The 16,343-nt window shown below is 64.6% G+C and carries 15 protein-coding genes and 1 tRNA gene; 8 read left to right on the plus strand and 8 right to left on the minus strand.

What is annotated here, in order from left to right:
- Positions 1-37: 37 nt before the first annotated feature.
- Complete coding sequence (locus R1H25_RS04385; RefSeq protein ID WP_317222850.1) at positions 38-1,117, minus strand: site-specific integrase; 1,080 nt, start codon at positions 1,115-1,117, stop codon at positions 38-40.
- A 103-nt stretch (positions 1,118-1,220) separates the two neighbouring features.
- Here R1H25_RS04385 and R1H25_RS04390 point away from each other — a divergent pair, with 103 nt between their 5' ends.
- Positions 1,221-2,126: a DNA-binding protein gene (locus tag R1H25_RS04390; protein WP_317222851.1), complete on the plus strand. Its 906-nt coding sequence runs from the start codon at positions 1,221-1,223 to the stop codon at positions 2,124-2,126.
- Between the two features lie 228 nt (positions 2,127-2,354).
- Here the strand turns inward: R1H25_RS04390 and R1H25_RS04395 are convergent, their stop codons facing one another.
- Together R1H25_RS04395 and R1H25_RS04400 are read right to left on the minus strand one after the other, a co-directional pair.
- Positions 2,355-2,810 carry a hypothetical protein gene (locus R1H25_RS04395; protein ID WP_262082599.1) on the minus strand — a complete coding sequence of 152 codons (456 nt, stop codon included), beginning with the start codon at positions 2,808-2,810 and terminating at the stop codon, positions 2,355-2,357.
- 43 nt (positions 2,811-2,853) lie between these two features.
- Positions 2,854-2,956 (minus strand) — tRNA-Ile (locus R1H25_RS04400).
- A gap of 614 nt (positions 2,957-3,570) precedes the next feature.
- On the opposite strand from R1H25_RS04400, the gene R1H25_RS04405 reads away from it, so the two are divergent.
- Positions 3,571-4,689: a sensor histidine kinase gene (locus tag R1H25_RS04405; protein ID WP_317222852.1), complete on the plus strand. Its 1,119-nt coding sequence runs from the start codon at positions 3,571-3,573 to the stop codon at positions 4,687-4,689.
- A 22-nt stretch (positions 4,690-4,711) separates the two neighbouring features.
- Here R1H25_RS04405 and R1H25_RS04410 read toward each other — a convergent pair whose 3' ends face one another.
- Positions 4,712-5,191, minus strand: coding sequence for a GNAT family N-acetyltransferase (locus R1H25_RS04410; protein ID WP_208044096.1), 480 nt, complete (start codon positions 5,189-5,191; stop codon positions 4,712-4,714).
- 133 nt (positions 5,192-5,324) lie between these two features.
- On the opposite strand from R1H25_RS04410, the gene R1H25_RS04415 reads away from it, so the two are divergent.
- Both R1H25_RS04415 and R1H25_RS04420 read left to right on the plus strand, forming a co-directional pair.
- Complete coding sequence (locus tag R1H25_RS04415; RefSeq protein ID WP_317222853.1) at positions 5,325-7,520, plus strand: hypothetical protein; 2,196 nt, start codon at positions 5,325-5,327, stop codon at positions 7,518-7,520.
- Positions 7,521-7,592: 72 nt separating this feature from the next.
- Positions 7,593-8,078, plus strand: coding sequence for a TspO/MBR family protein (locus R1H25_RS04420; protein ID WP_317222907.1), 486 nt, complete (start codon positions 7,593-7,595; stop codon positions 8,076-8,078).
- Positions 8,079-8,102: 24 nt separating this feature from the next.
- Here R1H25_RS04420 and R1H25_RS04425 read toward each other — a convergent pair whose 3' ends face one another.
- Complete coding sequence (locus tag R1H25_RS04425; RefSeq protein ID WP_317222854.1) at positions 8,103-8,396, minus strand: hypothetical protein; 294 nt, start codon at positions 8,394-8,396, stop codon at positions 8,103-8,105.
- Positions 8,397-8,523: 127 nt separating this feature from the next.
- Here R1H25_RS04425 and R1H25_RS04430 point away from each other — a divergent pair, with 127 nt between their 5' ends.
- The 4 genes from R1H25_RS04430 (at position 8,524) to R1H25_RS04445 (ending at position 14,319) form a co-directional block, all read left to right on the plus strand.
- Positions 8,524-9,108 (plus strand): biliverdin-producing heme oxygenase, encoded by a 585-nt coding sequence (locus R1H25_RS04430; RefSeq protein WP_317222855.1) that lies wholly within the window; start codon positions 8,524-8,526, stop codon positions 9,106-9,108.
- Positions 9,109-9,225: 117 nt separating this feature from the next.
- Positions 9,226-11,463, plus strand: a complete 2,238-nt coding sequence (locus tag R1H25_RS04435) for an ATP-binding protein (RefSeq protein WP_317222856.1) — start codon at positions 9,226-9,228, stop codon at positions 11,461-11,463.
- A complete protein-coding gene (locus R1H25_RS04440; RefSeq protein WP_317222857.1) occupies positions 11,460-11,927 on the plus strand; it encodes a response regulator in 468 nt (155 codons plus the stop codon). The genes R1H25_RS04435 and R1H25_RS04440 overlap by 4 nt, the downstream gene beginning before the upstream one ends.
- Positions 11,920-14,319, plus strand: coding sequence for a response regulator (locus R1H25_RS04445; protein ID WP_317222858.1), 2,400 nt, complete (start codon positions 11,920-11,922; stop codon positions 14,317-14,319). The genes R1H25_RS04440 and R1H25_RS04445 overlap by 8 nt, the downstream gene beginning before the upstream one ends.
- 2 nt (positions 14,320-14,321) lie before the next feature.
- Here the strand turns inward: R1H25_RS04445 and R1H25_RS04450 are convergent, their stop codons facing one another.
- The 3 genes from R1H25_RS04450 to R1H25_RS04460 are packed head-to-tail and all read right to left on the minus strand — an operon-like array spanning position 14,322 to position 16,322.
- Positions 14,322-15,014 (minus strand): oxidoreductase, encoded by a 693-nt coding sequence (locus tag R1H25_RS04450; protein ID WP_317222908.1) that lies wholly within the window; start codon positions 15,012-15,014, stop codon positions 14,322-14,324.
- 13 nt (positions 15,015-15,027) lie between these two features.
- Complete coding sequence (locus tag R1H25_RS04455) at positions 15,028-15,702, minus strand: ChrR family anti-sigma-E factor (protein WP_317222859.1); 675 nt, start codon at positions 15,700-15,702, stop codon at positions 15,028-15,030.
- Entirely contained in the window at positions 15,699-16,322 is a 624-nt protein-coding gene (locus R1H25_RS04460; RefSeq protein ID WP_049449486.1) for a sigma-70 family RNA polymerase sigma factor, read from the minus strand. Before R1H25_RS04460 ends, R1H25_RS04455 begins: the two co-directional genes overlap by 4 nt.
- Positions 16,323-16,343: the final 21 nt, after the last annotated feature.

Here is a 16,343-nt window from a genome sequence, read left to right on the forward strand (position 1 = left end):
CGAGCCGACCTCACGCCGGGAGAAGTCTTTGGTCTAATTACTTCAGCAGTCGGGCTGCGGGATTGTCTTCTGCTGCACCTGCCTGAAAGTATCCAATCACACTCGCCACCGAGCGATGCTCCGTCATCGCCATCACTGCTGGCAAAGGCACCCCCTGCTTGCCGGCCTCGGTGACAAACCCCGACCGCAGACTATGCGCCCCAAAATCCCCCACCAACCCAGCCAACGCACTCCGCCGTTTCACGATGGCGGCCACCGAGCCAGGGAGTAGGGCAGGACCCAACCGATTCTTCCAAATCCGCCGGAAGATTGCACCTTCAGTGATATCTGCCACCTCGAGCCACTCGGACAGGGCTTGAGCACTACGCCCCAGGATCGGCTTGTCCGGTGTCGAATCCACCGTCACCCCAGCCTGCTGCGTCTTCGAGTACTCCAGTCGATAGACGTAGCCGTTTTCGCCGACCTTGCGCAGGTCGCGCATATCTGCTGCGGCAATCTCGCTGCGCCGACGCCCGCCACTGGCGAAGCCGAAGCACAGCAGGGCACGGTCGCGCAGACCTTCCAGACTGTCATCGCAGGTGGCCAGCATGGCCTCCAGTTCGGCGCGGGTGATCGCGGTCTTCTTGGTCGGCCGTTCACCGCGTTTGACCGAGGCTCGGCGAGCGCGGCTTAACAGCGTTCTGACACTGGACAGCTCACACGGGTTACTTACGCGCTTGAGCTTGTGGGCCGTCGACAGCACGGCCACACGCTGGACTACCGTTGACAGCTTCAACGGCCCTAGCTTGGCCTTGAGGCCGGCGGCCACCAACGCCTGGTCAATCGTCGGCGGTAGTTCGCTGACTAGGCCGGTCTTGCCTTTGCGCAGGATGTGGTCGACCAGGAACTGGATCACCACGGCCTCGCTAGCAGGCAAGGCCAGCTCGACGCCGTAGCGGGCCTGGTGCCAGCCGGCCCAATAGCGCAGGGCGGTCGCATAGCTGCGGGTGGTATTCGCAGCAGCGGCTTCGGCCAGCACCTCCCGCACCGCGTCAGCGGCCTGCTGGGCCAGCTGCTCGGGGAGTACCAACTTCGCACCTGTCGCTGCCACGGCAGGTAATGTGCTATTCCGCTTCATATTATGTAATGTATGTTATGCAATAGAGTGTGTACTAGTGATAATCATCACTTATCGCGAGTACGTTATCAGCAGAGTAGGGTGCCAGTACAGGAGACTTCGCATGGCCCGCGGCATCACCGAAACTGACGTCCATACCGCCGCCGACGAGTTGATCGCCAAGGGCGAACGCCCAACCGTAGAGCGTATCCGGGCTCACCTGGGAACAGGCTCACCGAACACGGTGACCCGCTGGCTGGAGACATGGTGGAACCGACTTGGCACGCGCCTGCAGCCAGCGCGTCCGGACCTGGAAGATGCGCCAGCGGTGTTGGCAGAACTCGCCGGGCAATGGTGGGAGTTGGCGCTGAAGCATGCCCAGGAGGCCGCCCGTCAAGAGCTTGCATCGTCCGAGCAGGCCCTGGCTGCCGAGCGTGATGCGCTGGCGGCCAGTTCCCGACTTGCAGCTGAAGAGCTGGCGCAAATGCGGGCAGAGCGTGACGTTGCAATCACCGGGGAGAGAATTGCAACGGCCCAAGCTTCAGAGCTACAGCACCTGGTCGACCAGCTTCAGCTACAGATCTCTGAACTTGCAGAGCAGCGCGACCTCGAGCGTCGAAGAGCCGACCGAACCGAGACAGCGAGACAGCAACTCGATGTCCGGCTTCATGACGCCCTGGAGACGGCGAAATCTGAGCGGGAAGACTGGACCGAGTACGTCAGATCTGTCGAGAATCGGGCGCTAAACGATGTTGATCGAGCGCGCCAGGAGGTGAAGGAACTCCAGGCGCAGCTAAGCAAGACATCCGAAGAACACAGGGGCATTGAGAAGCAGCTGCGTCAGGATATCCAGGCCGCCCAATCGGCGGCAGCAACCGCCAGCCGGTCTGCGGATATCCTGCGCGGGAAGTGTGACGCTCTCGAGGGACAACTTTCAGCGCTTCAAAACTTGCCGGCTCAGCTTGAAGTGGCACTAAAGCGGTCCAAAAGGGTTCCTTCGCCTACGACTCGGAAGCGCCCCAAGCAATAGGGCGCACGCTGCGACCCCAAAGGCTGGTAGAGGTACCAGCTCTAAGGATTTCACGTCAATGCAGGGCGTCATTTCAGTAGCTCGAGCGAATCCAGGGCATCTTGTCCGAGGGTTCTCAGATCTACGGGCGAATTTCCCCGGCAAGGCGGGCAAGTCTCTTCGGCTACTAAGGTGGCTTGTCCGCGGTAATCAGGAGTCACTCACGCTCAGGCACCGAATAGATAGCGGTTATTCTTCCTCATTGAATTCGATGAGCGCCGCACGCAAGACCGCGGCAGGATCGGTCCTGAGAACCTCCTCAGGGGTCGCGCCGTCCAGTAAAGCGTTGCAACTCATAAACCACTCCACCTCACCCCAGCCGGTCGTGCGACCCTGATCGTCCGGCGTAAATGGCCCTTTTTCTCGCAAGACCGTCAGAATGTCGTACAACTGACTGACGGGCTGGCCATCTTCCCCAAGCTGCCATGCGGGGTAGCGGTAATGGGACGACGGCGGATCCATGTATGCTGCGAGAAGCCGCCACTGCCGGCGGAGCTTCGTTGCTACGGTCGGCAGCGAGTTCTTATGTGCAGGATCGACGATCCTAGATACTTCCGCGGCCGTCAACCAGTGCTCCGCCAACCTCGCGCGCTTGCGGGCAGCGGCGACCAAGATTGGGTGGAGGCTTTCGGAACGGGAACTCACCATCTTGCACCTGCGCTCTAGGACAAGAAGTCCTGCTTGGTGGTGGTGCCCCTGGTCGGAATCGAACCGACGTGTACGCGCTTATCTGGCGCGTGCTCTCACCGGGGTATAAGGCCGGCGCTCTGACCAACATGAGCAACAGGGGCGTGATCGATCTAAGCGATCACGCCGGTATTCGAGGGTCGAGCGAGGCCAGGCAGGTCATAGGACAAGCATACCGGGATCGACACCAGGCTGCCATCAAAGGTGGTTGGTCGTTTGCGGCGCGCAGACACGCGAACGCCGGTGTGCCATAAAGCGAGCGAGTACCTCCGCCTTCCATTTCGGGGCAGCTTTTAGTCAGTTCGTGGTTCCAGAGGGCATCTTTTCGGTCGCCCGTCGGGTCAGGGGCGATTGTTGGTCAGAAAAAGGGCGTCTGTTGGCTTGAGGGAGGGCACTTTTTTGTCGTCATACATCATCCTTGGCCGGGGACTGAGGACGCAGGCAAGAGCCGAGCCAGAGGCCCAGCCATTGCCACGCGGAGCCGACGAATCGCGCCAAGGCCGATACGGCATTTCGCATAATGTATATTATGTTACAAAGAAGTCTGCCCAAACGAACCCCAAGCAGTCCAGTCCAGTCCAGTCCTGGCCGCATGCTGCCCCCCTTCAAGTAACCCTCCCAACGCCCCCAGAACCAGGCTCCACGGCGCCAACCTTCTCACCCAGCACGCAGGCCCGCCGGTGTAGGCTCGACGCACCACTTAAGGACGGGTTTGGCGATGCGCCTGGCTGATTTTATCGAACGGAATGCGCGGGAAATCCTGGAAGACGCGGTGGCATTCGCCGAAACGCAGGCGCCCGATACTGTCGAGTTCAGCGTAAAGCAACTTCGGAATCATCTTCCCCAGATTCTTCAGGCAGTTGTAGACGATCTCAGATCGCCGCAGACAGCCTCCCAGCAGGTCGCAAAGTCCCACGGGCTTGCACCGTTGAAGCCCGGCCCAGAGTCCGCCGCGTCCTATCATGGCCGAACCCGCGCCATCGCCGGCTTTGGCCTCAACCAGATGGTGGCCGAGTATCGAGCACTCCGGGCTTCGGTACTTCGGCGATGGGCATCCGACCAGCAGCTGATCACTTCATCGATCGATGACATCCTTCGTTTCAATGAGGCCATCGATCAGGCGGTCGCCGAATCCCTTGCTCAGTTCTCTGCCGAGGTCGAGTCCTGGAGGCAGATCTTCCTGGCAGCGCTCGGGCATGATCTCCGAGGTCCTTTGGCAGCGGTCATGTTCTCGGCGGACACTCTGGCCAGTGGACTGCAGGATCCGGCATTGTCCAGGCAGGCCGAGCGGATCCTCAATGGCAGCATGCGCATGAACAAGCTGCTCGACGACCTGCTGGCTTACAGCCGCAGCAAGCTGGGCGATGGCATGGCCATTCATCCGGTGGACTGCGATCTTGCACAATCGCTTGGCGAAGAAGTCGAATTGCTTCGCGCTTCCCTGCCCCACGTCCCCATCAAGTATGAGGCTGAAGGCGATGCCCGCGGTTGCTTCGACGCCTCTTCGTTGCGCGAGGCGGTTCACAACCTCACGACCAACGCTGCAAAGTACGGCGAACACGGCACCGATGTGCGGATCAGCCTTGAGGGCCTCGTCGACCAGATCATGATCACGGTGAGCAACACCGGGGCCGAACTATCGGACGAAGAGTTCAACAGTCTGTTCGATCCCTTGCGCAGAGGCTCGCACAACGCGTCACAAGGCGAACACGCGAGCTTGGGCCTCGGCCTGTTCCTGGTGCGGGAAATCTGCCACGCGCACCGCGGCACTGTCCATGGACGATGGCGGGATGGTCGCACTTCATTCGTCATCACGCTCCCAAAGAACGCTGATTGAGGCGACCGACCCGGCGACGGCACTACAGGAACCTGTGCATCACGAAGACATCGACCAACCCCAACTGACCGTGCCGGAACGCCTTCGGTAACGTCCCGACCACATCGAACCCCAGCTTCCGGTACAGCGCCACGGCCGGGCCGTTGGTACTGACTACGTAATTGAACTGCATGGCCAGGAATCCTTCCGCCCTCGCCCGCTCCAGGCTGTGTTCCACCAGCGCCCGGCCCACGCCTTGCCCTTGTTCCGGCGCATCCACCACATACGTGGCGCTGGCCACGTGCGCCCCTAGATCAGGGAAGTTCGGGCCCATCTTGTACATGCCCACCACCCGGCCCTCCAGCACAGCCACATGAGGTGCCTGGACCTGGAACCAATGCGCGCGAAACGTCTCGACGGCGAAAGAGCCGGCAAAGGGCAGCGCATCCTGCATCGCAATGGCTTCCTTGAACATGCCCCACATCACCTCGAAATCGCCTGCACGGGCGGGCCGGATCTCCATGCGTCTCCTGCAGATCTGTGGTCGTGACCAGGCCGGACACTACCAGAATCGAGCTCCGGCCCCGTAGCTGCTTCACGCGCCACCGCCATCCGCTCCGTAATAGTTGAGGAAATTCCAACCTTTTGAGCAGTAAATGCCCCCAGTTTCCGCGCGCATCCCACACCGCTTCCGACGATGGCGCGTGGCTGGCTACCTCCTGCTTGGCATCTACCTGCTGTACCTGCTGGCCGGCAACATCTTCCTCAACACCCCTCTGTTCGACCAGGTCACCAACCGCAAGCCGCAGAAGTTCGTGATGACCACCGGGCCGGCCATTACCGTGCTGCCCGGCCACGTCATTGCCTGGAACGTGCACATGCGCGGCCACGTGAACCACACCGTCTACGTGTTGCATGCAGACCGCGCTAGCGCCCGATTGGCGGTGCTGCCCCTGTTCCAGCGCGAGGTGCGGGTGCCAAGGCTGCAGGCCACCGGAGTTTCCGCCGAGATCAGCCGCGTCGAAGAGGCCATCCCTTCACCGCCGCGCAGCGACCAGGGCTGGACCTTGCGTTTCAACGCCATCCACAGCGACAGCATCCGCAGTGCACGCTTCGGCAAGCTGCTGATCATCGGCAAGGGCCAGGGTACCGTGGGGTTCCTGAAGCAGCTGCGTGGCGGCCCATCCGAACTGTTCGAATCCGAGGTTGCGTTCAGCGATGCGGACACCAGCTTTGACGGTGTGCAGCTGCTGGGCGACATGGATCTCACTGCGCGCTTCAGCTATCCGCGCCACTATCGGGACCAGGCGCCCGGCCTGGCCAAGCTGAAACTTCTGCATGCCCAGCTCGAGGTCGATGCCCGCAGCCAGGGCCTGCGGATGGACACTGATGTCGCCACGCCGAAGATTTCCAGTGCTCCGGTGCCTGGACGCCTCCAGCTGACGCTCCACATGATCGACGGTCAGCTCCAGCCCGGCGACCACGCGCTCTGGCAGGTGCCGCTCCACCTGGGCGATGGTGCCCCGGATCGCGGCCTGCTGGCCCTGCAGCTCAACGTGGCCAACGACCTGCGCCTGCAGGCGCGCCTGCCCATGCGTCGCGGCTCGGGTAGCGAAGTGGATGCGGATCTGCACATCAGCGGGCGCGACATCCCGTTCCAGGCGCCTGCCCGGCTGCTGGAACGCAGCTCGGGCACCGTGCGCGGCGAATGGACATTCACCTCGCTCAACTGGATCCCTGCCCTGTTCGTGCGCAAGCCATGGCTGCAGCTGGATGGTGGCGGCACGCTGAAGGCGGACCTGCACCTTCGCAACGGCGAGCTGATCGAAGGCAGCACCGTGGACATCCCCGCCGCCGAGGCCGTCGCCGAAGTCGCCGGCGTGCGCCTGGCGGGAACGGCCAGCGCCCATGGCGAGTTGAAGGCCGGCAGCCCCAATCAGGCACAGCTGGCCGTCCGGTTGCCGCGATTCACTGCGCGGCCAACCGATGCCAAGGACGTACGCCTGTTCGACGGCCGTGATCTGGCCCTCGACCTGACCGGCGATGGCCGCCTGCAGGAACTGCGCAAAGGTGTCCGCGCCCAGCTGCGCTTCAAGGAAGCAACCATTCCTGATCTGACCGCCTACAACCGCTACCTTGGCTCGCCACAGGTGCGACTGCTCCGTGGCACTGGCACCCTGAGCGGTGACGCGACCCTCGACACCGACGGGCGCGTCGGCCATGGCACGGCCCGGCTGCTGGGGCGCAACGCCAGCGCCAAGGTGGCGGGGCTGGACATGGGCGGCGACGTCGACGTGAACGCAACCCTGCGCCGTGGTGACTTCAACCAGCGTCATTTCGATCTGTCCGGCACCACGGTCGAGCTGCGCAACGTGCAGGTGGCGGGCACGCAGGGCTCGACTGCATGGAAAGGCCGCGCGATCTTCAAGCGTGGTCGTATCGATGCGCAGTCGCCGTTCCAGGTGGACGCCACCACGGATCTGGATCTCAGCGATGCACGACCGTTGCTGGCGCTGTTCGCAGAGCGCACCGACTACCCGCGCTGGACCCTGTCCCTGCTGGACTCCGGCCAGGTGCAGGCCCAGGCGACGCTGCGCTGGCGCCCTGGTCATCTGGTCATCGATGGGCTGCAGGCCGAGAACGATCGCCTGTCGGTGCGCGCGCGGCTGGATCTGCTCGAACAGCGCAAACGCGGTGATCTCTATCTTCGGTGGGGACTGCTGGGTGCGGGGATCGAACTGGACGGTGACCAGCGCCAATGGCATCTGGCCAAGGCACGCGAGTGGTTTGATCAACGGCCTTCGCTGCTGCCAGCGAGCCAGGGAACGGGTACCGCCAGCTCTTCAGACTGAACGCCCGCAACCTGCATCCATTCGCGGCCTCTGTGCGTATGCGTTGGCATGCGCATCACGGAGCTGCACGGTATGAAGCGGAGTTCACAGGTTTCCGGACTTCTGGCATGGGGGGCGATCACCTTCGTCGCGGCCGCCCTCGGCGGGTGGGCATCCACATCGGCGGCCAGCTTCTATGCCACCCTCGCCCTCCCCAGCTGGGCGCCACCGGCCAGCGTGTTTGGTCCGGTGTGGACGCTGCTTTACGCCATGATGGCGCTTGCCGCGTGGCTGGCCTGGCGCGAACGCGGCTGGCGAGGCGCACGGCCGGCACTGGTGCTCTATCTGCTGCAGCTGGCCGTCAACGCGCTGTGGAGCTGGCTGTTCTTCGACTGGAAGCTGGGCGCCCTCGCCTTCGCTGACATTCTTGTGTTGATTGTGCTGGTGTGCGCAACGATCGTCGCGTTTGCGCGCATCCGCCCGGTCGCAGCGGTGCTGCTGCTTCCCTACCTTGCCTGGATCTCGTTTGCTTCGGCACTCAACTTCGCGGTCTGGCGAGCCAATCCCGGGCTGCTGTAACAACGTGACAGGATTGTCTACCGCTCAGGCCTGGGCAATGGCCTGCGGGCGCCATGACCGCAGCAGCGCCGGCTTGAATGCCTGCTGGCCGCAGCCGGTGGGGCATCGCACCACCCGCGCCGCCGTATGGCTGACCAGGCCCTGCCCTTCTTCTGCCTTGAAGACCGTCTCGCAGGACAGGCAGCGGGCGATCAGCGAGTACAGATGCAACAAGCGGCCACTGGCAGGATCCTGCAGTGCATCCACATCCAGCAGTTCAAACTGGCAGCTGTCAGGGAGCATGCGGTACGGGGTCGCGGGCACGGTCTGCAGGTTCACGGGCATGGCATCTATGGAGAGTGGAGTCACCGTAGGGCAATCGTTGTCGAGCCGGCGTGCAGTTCAGATGTACCGACTGCGAAACCCCTGCCGGCCTTTACGCCCGAGTCTGCTAGGCTGCGCGCCGATGCCTACTCCCATCTTGCCAGCACAGCCTGATCACGTTGCGCTCAGCGTCGCGCTGAAGGAACACACGCGAACGGTCCATGCTCGCCTCGACCAGCATCTATTGCACCAGCACATCTTCGCGTCGCGCCAGCGCTATCTCGGCTTCCTGCGCGTGCAGTGGCACTTCCACCACACCATTGCGCCGCTGTACCGGATGTGGGATCCCGGCACGACCCGCTTGGCGCTGATCGAAGAGGACCTTCGTGATCTGGGCGCGATCGTGCCGGTACCCCACGCGTGGCGACCGCAGCCGCATGCGTTCTCGAAGGCGGCCGCGGTGGGCTGGCGCTATGTGGCGGAGGGCTCAACGCTCGGTGCCGCCGTGCTGTTGAAGATGGCCGCGGCGTTGCAGCTTCATGCCGGCTACGGAGCGCGTCACCTGCGCCCGTCCGAACTGGGCGTGGCGGAGTGCTGGAGACGCGAGCGCGACGGATTGGATGCGCTCGTTTTAAATGCCGACGAGCGCGCGCAGGCCTGCGTAGCCGCGACAGACGCCTTCCAGTTCGTTCGCCGGTGCGTAGATGAAGAATTCAGGTTTGAATGAAATGCCTTTCACGTACACGTGGTGGTATGCGGATGCACACTTTTGCTTCACCATCCATGGATACCGGATGTATCACTGGGCTTTCCAGCCATCCACGAATCGTGAGTCTCGCCCTTGATGCCTTCTGCTGAGTCCGCGCACGACACTGCCCTGTCCGGCTGCGCGCGCGAACCGATCCACACCCCCGGCGCGATCCAGCCGTACGGCGTGCTTCTTGTCGTTGAGCCGCACTCCCTGCTGGTACGCGAGCGCGCCATCAGCCACCCGGGGCTGCTGCAGCAGTTTGGCGAGCCATTGATGCAGCCTGTCAGCGAGGTGCTGGGTGGGGTGCTGGCGCCGTTCCAGGGGTTGTTCCAGCAGGCCATGGTCGGCAGCAGTGCCCACGTCGGTGCAGTGCATCTGGACGGCCACGGCCGGCATCAGTTGCTGGTGCACCGTTCGGCCACCGATCTGCTGGTCGAGCTGGAAGCACCGGTCCCGGGCCAGCCGGGCTCACTGGAAGAGTTGTATCCGGCCATCCGCGAACTGATGACCGGCATTGAATCGGCGGCGACGGTGGAAGACCTGTGCACGCTGGCGGCCGCGCACATGCGCCGGCTCACCGGCTTCGACCGCACCCTGGTCTATCAGTTCGATGCTGGCTGGAACGGCATGGTGGTGGCGGAGGATGGCAACGGCCTGTTGCCGTCCTACCTGGACCTGCGCTTCCCCGAGTCGGACATTCCCGCGCAGGCCCGCGAACTCTACCGCCGCAACCGGGTCCGCCTGATCGCGGACAACAACTACACCCCTGCCCCGCTGATGCGGGCCGAGGACCATCGCGACGCGCCGCCCACCGACCTGAGCCTGGCGGTGCTGCGCAGCGTCTCGCCGGTGCACCTGCACTACATGCGCAACATGGGTACCGGCGCGTCGATGTCGGTGTCGCTGGTGCATGAAGGTCGCTTGTGGGGCCTGGTGTCCTGCCACACCGTGCAGCCGCGCCGCCTGCCCTACCACGTGCGCACTGCCTGCGAGTTCATGGGCCAGATCCTGTCGCTGCAGATTGCGTTGAAGGAGCGTGCGCGTGCGATCGAAGAGCGCGTTGCCCGTCGCTCGATACTGGTCAAACTACTGGGTCGCATGGCCGGCGACGAAGAATTCATGGCGGCCCTGCGCCAGGACGAAGCCAGCCTGCTGTCGCTGACTGGCGCGGCCGGCGCAGCGATCGTGCACAAGGGCGAGTGCCTGCGTGTCGGCGAGTGCCCTTCCGCCAGCGACGTGCTGGCCCTGGCGAATTGGCTGGCCACACAGCAGGCCGGCCAGGAAACCTACTGCACCGACCACCTGGCAGCCGACTGGCCGCCTGCCGCGCACTTGGCCGACGTAGCCAGCGGCCTGCTGGCGGTGTCCATTTCGCAGCTGCATGACAGCTACCTGATGTGGTTCCGCCCGGAAGTGGTCCGCACCGTGCGCTGGGGCGGCGACCCACGCAAGGCCGCGGCGCCCGGCGTGGCGCTGTCCCCGCGCAACTCGTTCGAGGCCTGGAAGGAGACCGTGCAGCAGCGCAGCCTGCCGTGGAGCGACGCTGACTGCGACGCGGCACACGAGATGCGCACGGCCATCGTCGATATCGTGCTGCGCAAGGCCGAGGAAATGGCCGAGCTGAACGAGCAGCTGCTCCGCAGCAACAAGGAACTGGAAGCCTTCTCCTACTCGGTCAGCCACGATCTGCGCGCACCGTTCCGCCACATCGTCGGCTATTCGGAACTGCTGGGCAGCTCGGCGGGCGAACGCCTGAACGATACCGAGCGCCGCTTTCTGGATACGATCGTTGAATCGGCCAAGTCCGCGGGGACTCTGGTGGATGACCTGCTCAGCTTCTCGCAGATGGGGCGCTCCACGCTGGGGCGTGTGCGGCTGGACATGACCGCGCTGGCCGAGGATGTGCGCCGCAGCCTGGCCCTGGACTACACCGGCCGCGACGTGCAGTGGACGCTCGCACCGCTGCCGGAGGTCGAAGCCGACCCAACGATGCTGCGCCTGGTCTGGCAGAACCTGCTGGCCAACGCGATCAAGTTCACCCGCGAGCGCGAACACGCGATGATCGAGGTTGGCCACGAGCGCAACGACGACGAAGACCACTTCTTCGTGCGCGACAACGGCTGCGGCTTCGATATGCGCTACGTGGACAAGCTGTTCGGCGTGTTCCAGCGCCTGCACCACGTCGAAGAGTTCGAAGGCACCGGCATCGGCCTGGCCAATGTCCGCCGTATCATCGGCCGCCATGGCGGCCGTACCTGGGCCGAGGGCGAGCCCGGCAAGGGCGCCACGATTCATTTCACCCTACCCCGTTCCACAGGAGATCACCCATGAGGGACCTGCGGCCGATCCTCCTGGTGGAGGACAGCCCCAAGGATGCCGAGCTGACGCTGGCTGCGTTGTCACGCTGCCAGTTGCTGAACGACGTCATCCATGTACGCGACGGCGCCGAGGCGCTGGATTACCTGCGCTGCGAAGGCAAGTTCGCCGGCGCCATGCACGGCGGGCCGGTGGTGGTGCTGCTGGACCTGAAGCTGCCCAAGGTCAATGGCCTTGAAGTACTGGAGCAGGTGCGTGGCGACCGGCAGCTGAGCAGCACCCCGGTGGTGATGCTGACCTCCTCGCGCGAGGAGCAGGACCTGGTTCGCAGCTACGAGCTGGGCGTGAATGCCTTCGTGGTCAAGCCGGTCGACTTCAAGGAGTTTTTCGACGCCATCCAGGGGCTGGGCATGTTCTGGGGCATCACCAACCAGCCACCGCCGCATCGGCCCAACGGCTCGGGGCAGAACAATGCGTGATGGATCGCGCCGCAGCGAGCGCCTGCGCATCCTCATGCTGGAGGACAGCGCGCTTGATGCGGAGTTGATCAGCGCCCAGCTGCAGCGTGCCGGCCTCGATTTCGAGGCTGAGCGCCTGTGGACCCGCAACGCCTTCATCGAGGCCATCGACAGCCGGCCGTTCGACGTGATCCTGGCCGATCATGTGCTGCCGGGATTCGACGGCGATGCCGCCCTCGCACTGGCACGCGAGCGGGTTCCGCAGACCCCCTTCATCTTCGTCTCCGGCACGCTGACCGAAGAGCTGGCCGTGCAGGCGTTGACCCGCGGCGCGCGCGACTACGTTGTCAAGCAGCGCCTGCAGCGCCTACCCGACGCGATCCGTCGTGCACGGCAGGAGGCCCATGAACGCACCCAGCTTGTGCGGGCCCAGGTCGCGCTGAACGACAGCCAGGCACAGCTGCAGCAGGTGACCGATGCGGTTCCGGCGCTGATTGCCCAGCTCGACAAGGCACATCGCTACCGCTTCGCCAACAAGGCATTCCTGGACTGGCACGGCGTCAGCCTGGCCGAACTGCTGGGTCGAGCGGCACGGGATGTCAGCGGTATTTCCGCCTTCGAACACGCCCTGCCCAGCCTGGAACGGGTACTGCAGGGAGAACGCACCAGCTTCCAGGTCGAGCTGGTCCATCGCAGCGGCGAGTCACGGTTCGTGCAGATGGACTGTGTCCCCGAGCATGCGGCCGATGGCAGCGTGGTCGGCTACATCTGCCTGGGTAGCGACATCTCGCAGCTGAAGCAGGCCGAGCTGGCCCTGCGCGAAGACAACCAACTGCTCGAGCAGCAGGTGCAGGCGCGCACTGCCGAGTTGCGCTCCAGCAAGCGACGCCTGCAGGCGATCTTCGAATCCAGCTTCCAGCATCAGGTTCTCCTGGATCTGTCCGGACGCGTGGTTGATGCCAATGACGCGTCACTGGCCGCGGTGCTTGCAGACAAGAAGGACATTGTTGGCATGCGCTTCGGCGAATCGCTCTGGTTCGCCACAACCGATGGCATCAGCGCGCTGATCGATGAGGCCGTCGCCGCAGCCGTACAGGGCCGGAGTTCCCTGCACTCACTGGAGCTGGAGCTTCCGACCGGGCGGCGCAGTTTCGACTTCTCGTTCCGCCCGCTGCTGGATACCGAAGGCGTGGTCACCGCCCTGGTCTCCGAGGCGGTGGAAACCACTGCGCGGCTGCAGGCCGAACACGCGCTGCGCCAGTCACAAAAGATCGAAGCGGTCGGCCAGCTCACCGGCGGCATCGCGCATGATTTCAACAACATCCTGACGGTCATCTCCGGCAACGTCGAGCACGCCATGCTGCTCAACGAGCGCGCCGGCGAAGCCGGAGCAATGGTCAGCCGGGCGCTGGGCAACGCACTGAAGGGTGTCGGCCGCGCCGCCAGCCTGACCCAGCGCCTGCTGGCGTTTGCCCGTCGCCAGCCGCTGCACAGCCAGGCCGCCAACCTCCACGAGCGCCTGCTGGACATGCACGACATGCTGCAGCGTGCACTGGGTGAGCTGGTGCAGCTGGAGATCCGCAGCGCCGAGGACATCTGGTGCGTGGAAATCGACGTCAGCCAGCTGGAGGCCTCCGTGCTGAACCTGGCGGTCAATGCCCGCGATGCGATGCCGCATGGCGGCCGGCTGGTGATCGAGGTCGACAACAGCCACCTCGATCACGACTACGCCGCCCTGTTCCCGGATGCAACACCGGGCGAGTACGTGATGTTGCGGGTGCGGGACAACGGCCACGGCATGGATGCGGCGACCCTGGCCCGCGTGTTCGAACCGTTCTTCACGACCAAGCAGGTCGGCCGCGGCACCGGGCTGGGTCTGTCGATGGTGCATGGGTTCGTCAAGCAGTCCGGCGGCCACGTGCTGATCGATTCGGTGGAAGGCGGCGGCACCAGCATCACCATGATGTTTCCGCGCTCACCGCTGGCCCTGCCCTGCGAAGCACGCACCCCGCAGACCGGTCTGGCGGGTTACTCACCGCGAGAGGAAACCATTCTGGTGGCAGAGGACAACGACGATGTCCGCGCCCACACGGTGGATTCGCTGCGGCTGCTCGGCTATCGCGTCCTGGAAGCCCACGACGGCCCCTCCGCGCTGCGGCTGCTGGAACGCCCTGATACCAGGGTGGACCTGTTGTTCTCGGACGTGGTGATGCCCGGCATGTCGGGCTGGGAGCTGGTGCGTGAAGTGCGTGAACGCTGGCCGGAAGTCGCTGTGCTGTTCACGTCGGGCTATCCACGTGACCATGATCAGGCGGGCAGCCAGGGACGCGCGGTTGCGCTGCTGCCGAAGCCGTTCACCCGCAGTGACCTGGCGACCGCGGTGCGCACCGCGCTGGAGGCCGCGCCACACTGAGGTCAGGCCGCCGGATCGCGTACGCCAGCTGCGATCCGGTTGATGTCCGCGCACTCCACCGTTGCCGGCGGATTCTCTCTGCCGGCCAGCGCAATCATCGCCTGACCGAGAGCCAGATTGCTGGTCATCAACGATGGCAAAATCGCGCCGGCCAGCTTCATCAACGGCGCGCCGCCCCAGTACAGGGGCTTCAGCAGGGCATGACGGGTGCCGGTGCCCGGGACCGGCCTGACGCCCCCCGGGCGCAGCATCACGGTACGCACCGGCAAGGCCTGCAATGCCACCTCGGTCTCGCCCTTCACCCTCAGCGGCATCAGTCGACTCGTGGGGTCCGCACCGGCACCTGATACATACAGGAAGCAGCCTTGCGGGTTCGCGGCAGCCCACGCGAGGGCCACGGCCAGCGTGGTGTCCAGGGTCACGCGCCGATACTCGCCCTCGGCCGTGCCGACCGGCGGTGCTCCAGCACAGTAGAAGCAGGCATCGAACCCGGCCAGTTCATAAGGCCGTGCGTCGATACGCAGGAAGTCAGGGACGATCAGTTCGCTGCCGGGCCCGCTCAGACTGCCTGGGCGCCGGACCAGCGCGGTCAGTCCGGCGACATCCGGCGAGCGCTGGCAGGCCAGCGCCACGCCCTGCCCCACCAGGCCGGCGGCGCCGGTCAACAGAATCCGCAGTGCACCCGTCCCGGCCATCGTCACACCCGCCCTAGAGCTTCACAAACCGCTGCACCTTCCGCGCCAGCCAACCACTGAACACCAGCGGCGCATCCAGCGCCGACACGCAGATGCACGGCACCCCTGGCGCGGTCACCGGTTGATGCTCCACATCTTCATCCAGGTCCGCAACATCGCCCGGCGCGAACAGCCCCAGCGCATCGTTGTATGAACCCCGAAGAATCTGGGTCAGTTCGCTGCGGCCATGGCTGTGCATGGGAAGGCACTTGCCCGGCGCGATCTTCAGCATGATCAGCGAGGGCATCTGCTCGGCACGGATGCAATGCACACCCGGCGCCATCCAGCGCCAATGCAGTCCGCTGAGCGACGCACCGAAGTAGGGATGCAGCGAGGCAGGCAGATGATCCGGATCGGCCTCAGGCCGCTCCTTCGACACGGGGCGTACGACCCCAGCCATGGTCATCGGCGCTTCCGTGGCCAGTTGCATCAGCATCGCCTCGCGCAACTTTTCGCGCCGCGCGTCGGCGGCAGGCGGCTGTGTCTGCTCCAGCAGCACCGAGCCGATAGCCTCTGCCTCGCGCAGTCGCTGACGGCAATGCAGGCACTGCTCCAGGTGGGCACCGGCCACGATGCTCAACGGCGCCGGCAGCGCGCCTGCGGCATAGCTCATGAGGGTGGATTCGTGCAAGTGGTGGTGCGGGTTCACAGCGCACCTCCCACTTTGGCCTGCAGCTGCAGGAACGCACGCCGCAGGTGTGACTTCACCGTCCCCAACGGCATGCCGAGCGCCTCGGCAATCTCGCTGTGGCTCTTGGCTTCGAAATAGGACATCCGCACCAGCCGCGCCTGCACCGCGGGCAGCTCATTGATGCGCTGGCGCAGCCGTGCCTGGTCTGCGAACTGCTCTGCGCTGCTGCGCTCGATCACGTCCAGTGTGGCGGCGTCCTCCACCGCTGACTGCACCTGCATCCAGCTTCGCTCGCGACGGATGCGATCGATATGCAGGTTCCGCGCAATCCGGTACAGCCACGTACTCAGCGCGCCCTGGGCCGCATCGTAGTCGGCCGCTCGCAGCCACAGGCGCAGCAGGCATTCCTGCGCCAGTTCCTCGGCAACCGCATCCGGTGCACCCAGGCCGCGCAGGTACACGCACAACCGCGGCATGAAGTAGTCGTAGATCCGCATGAAACAGTCGCGATCGCGCAGGCGCGCTACGCCGTCCATGTCCCCGGCCCAGTTCGTCGGCTCGCTGCTCGGCTGCTGGGAACTGGACACGGTGCGTGCGGTATCGAAGTTGAGGAGAGTGCTGGCGGCGTCAGGGTACATCGGCGTTCGCGGCGGGCGGGT

Source organism: Stenotrophomonas veracruzanensis, from assembly GCF_032911525.1.
GTDB lineage: Bacteria > Pseudomonadota > Gammaproteobacteria > Xanthomonadales > Xanthomonadaceae > Stenotrophomonas > Stenotrophomonas africana.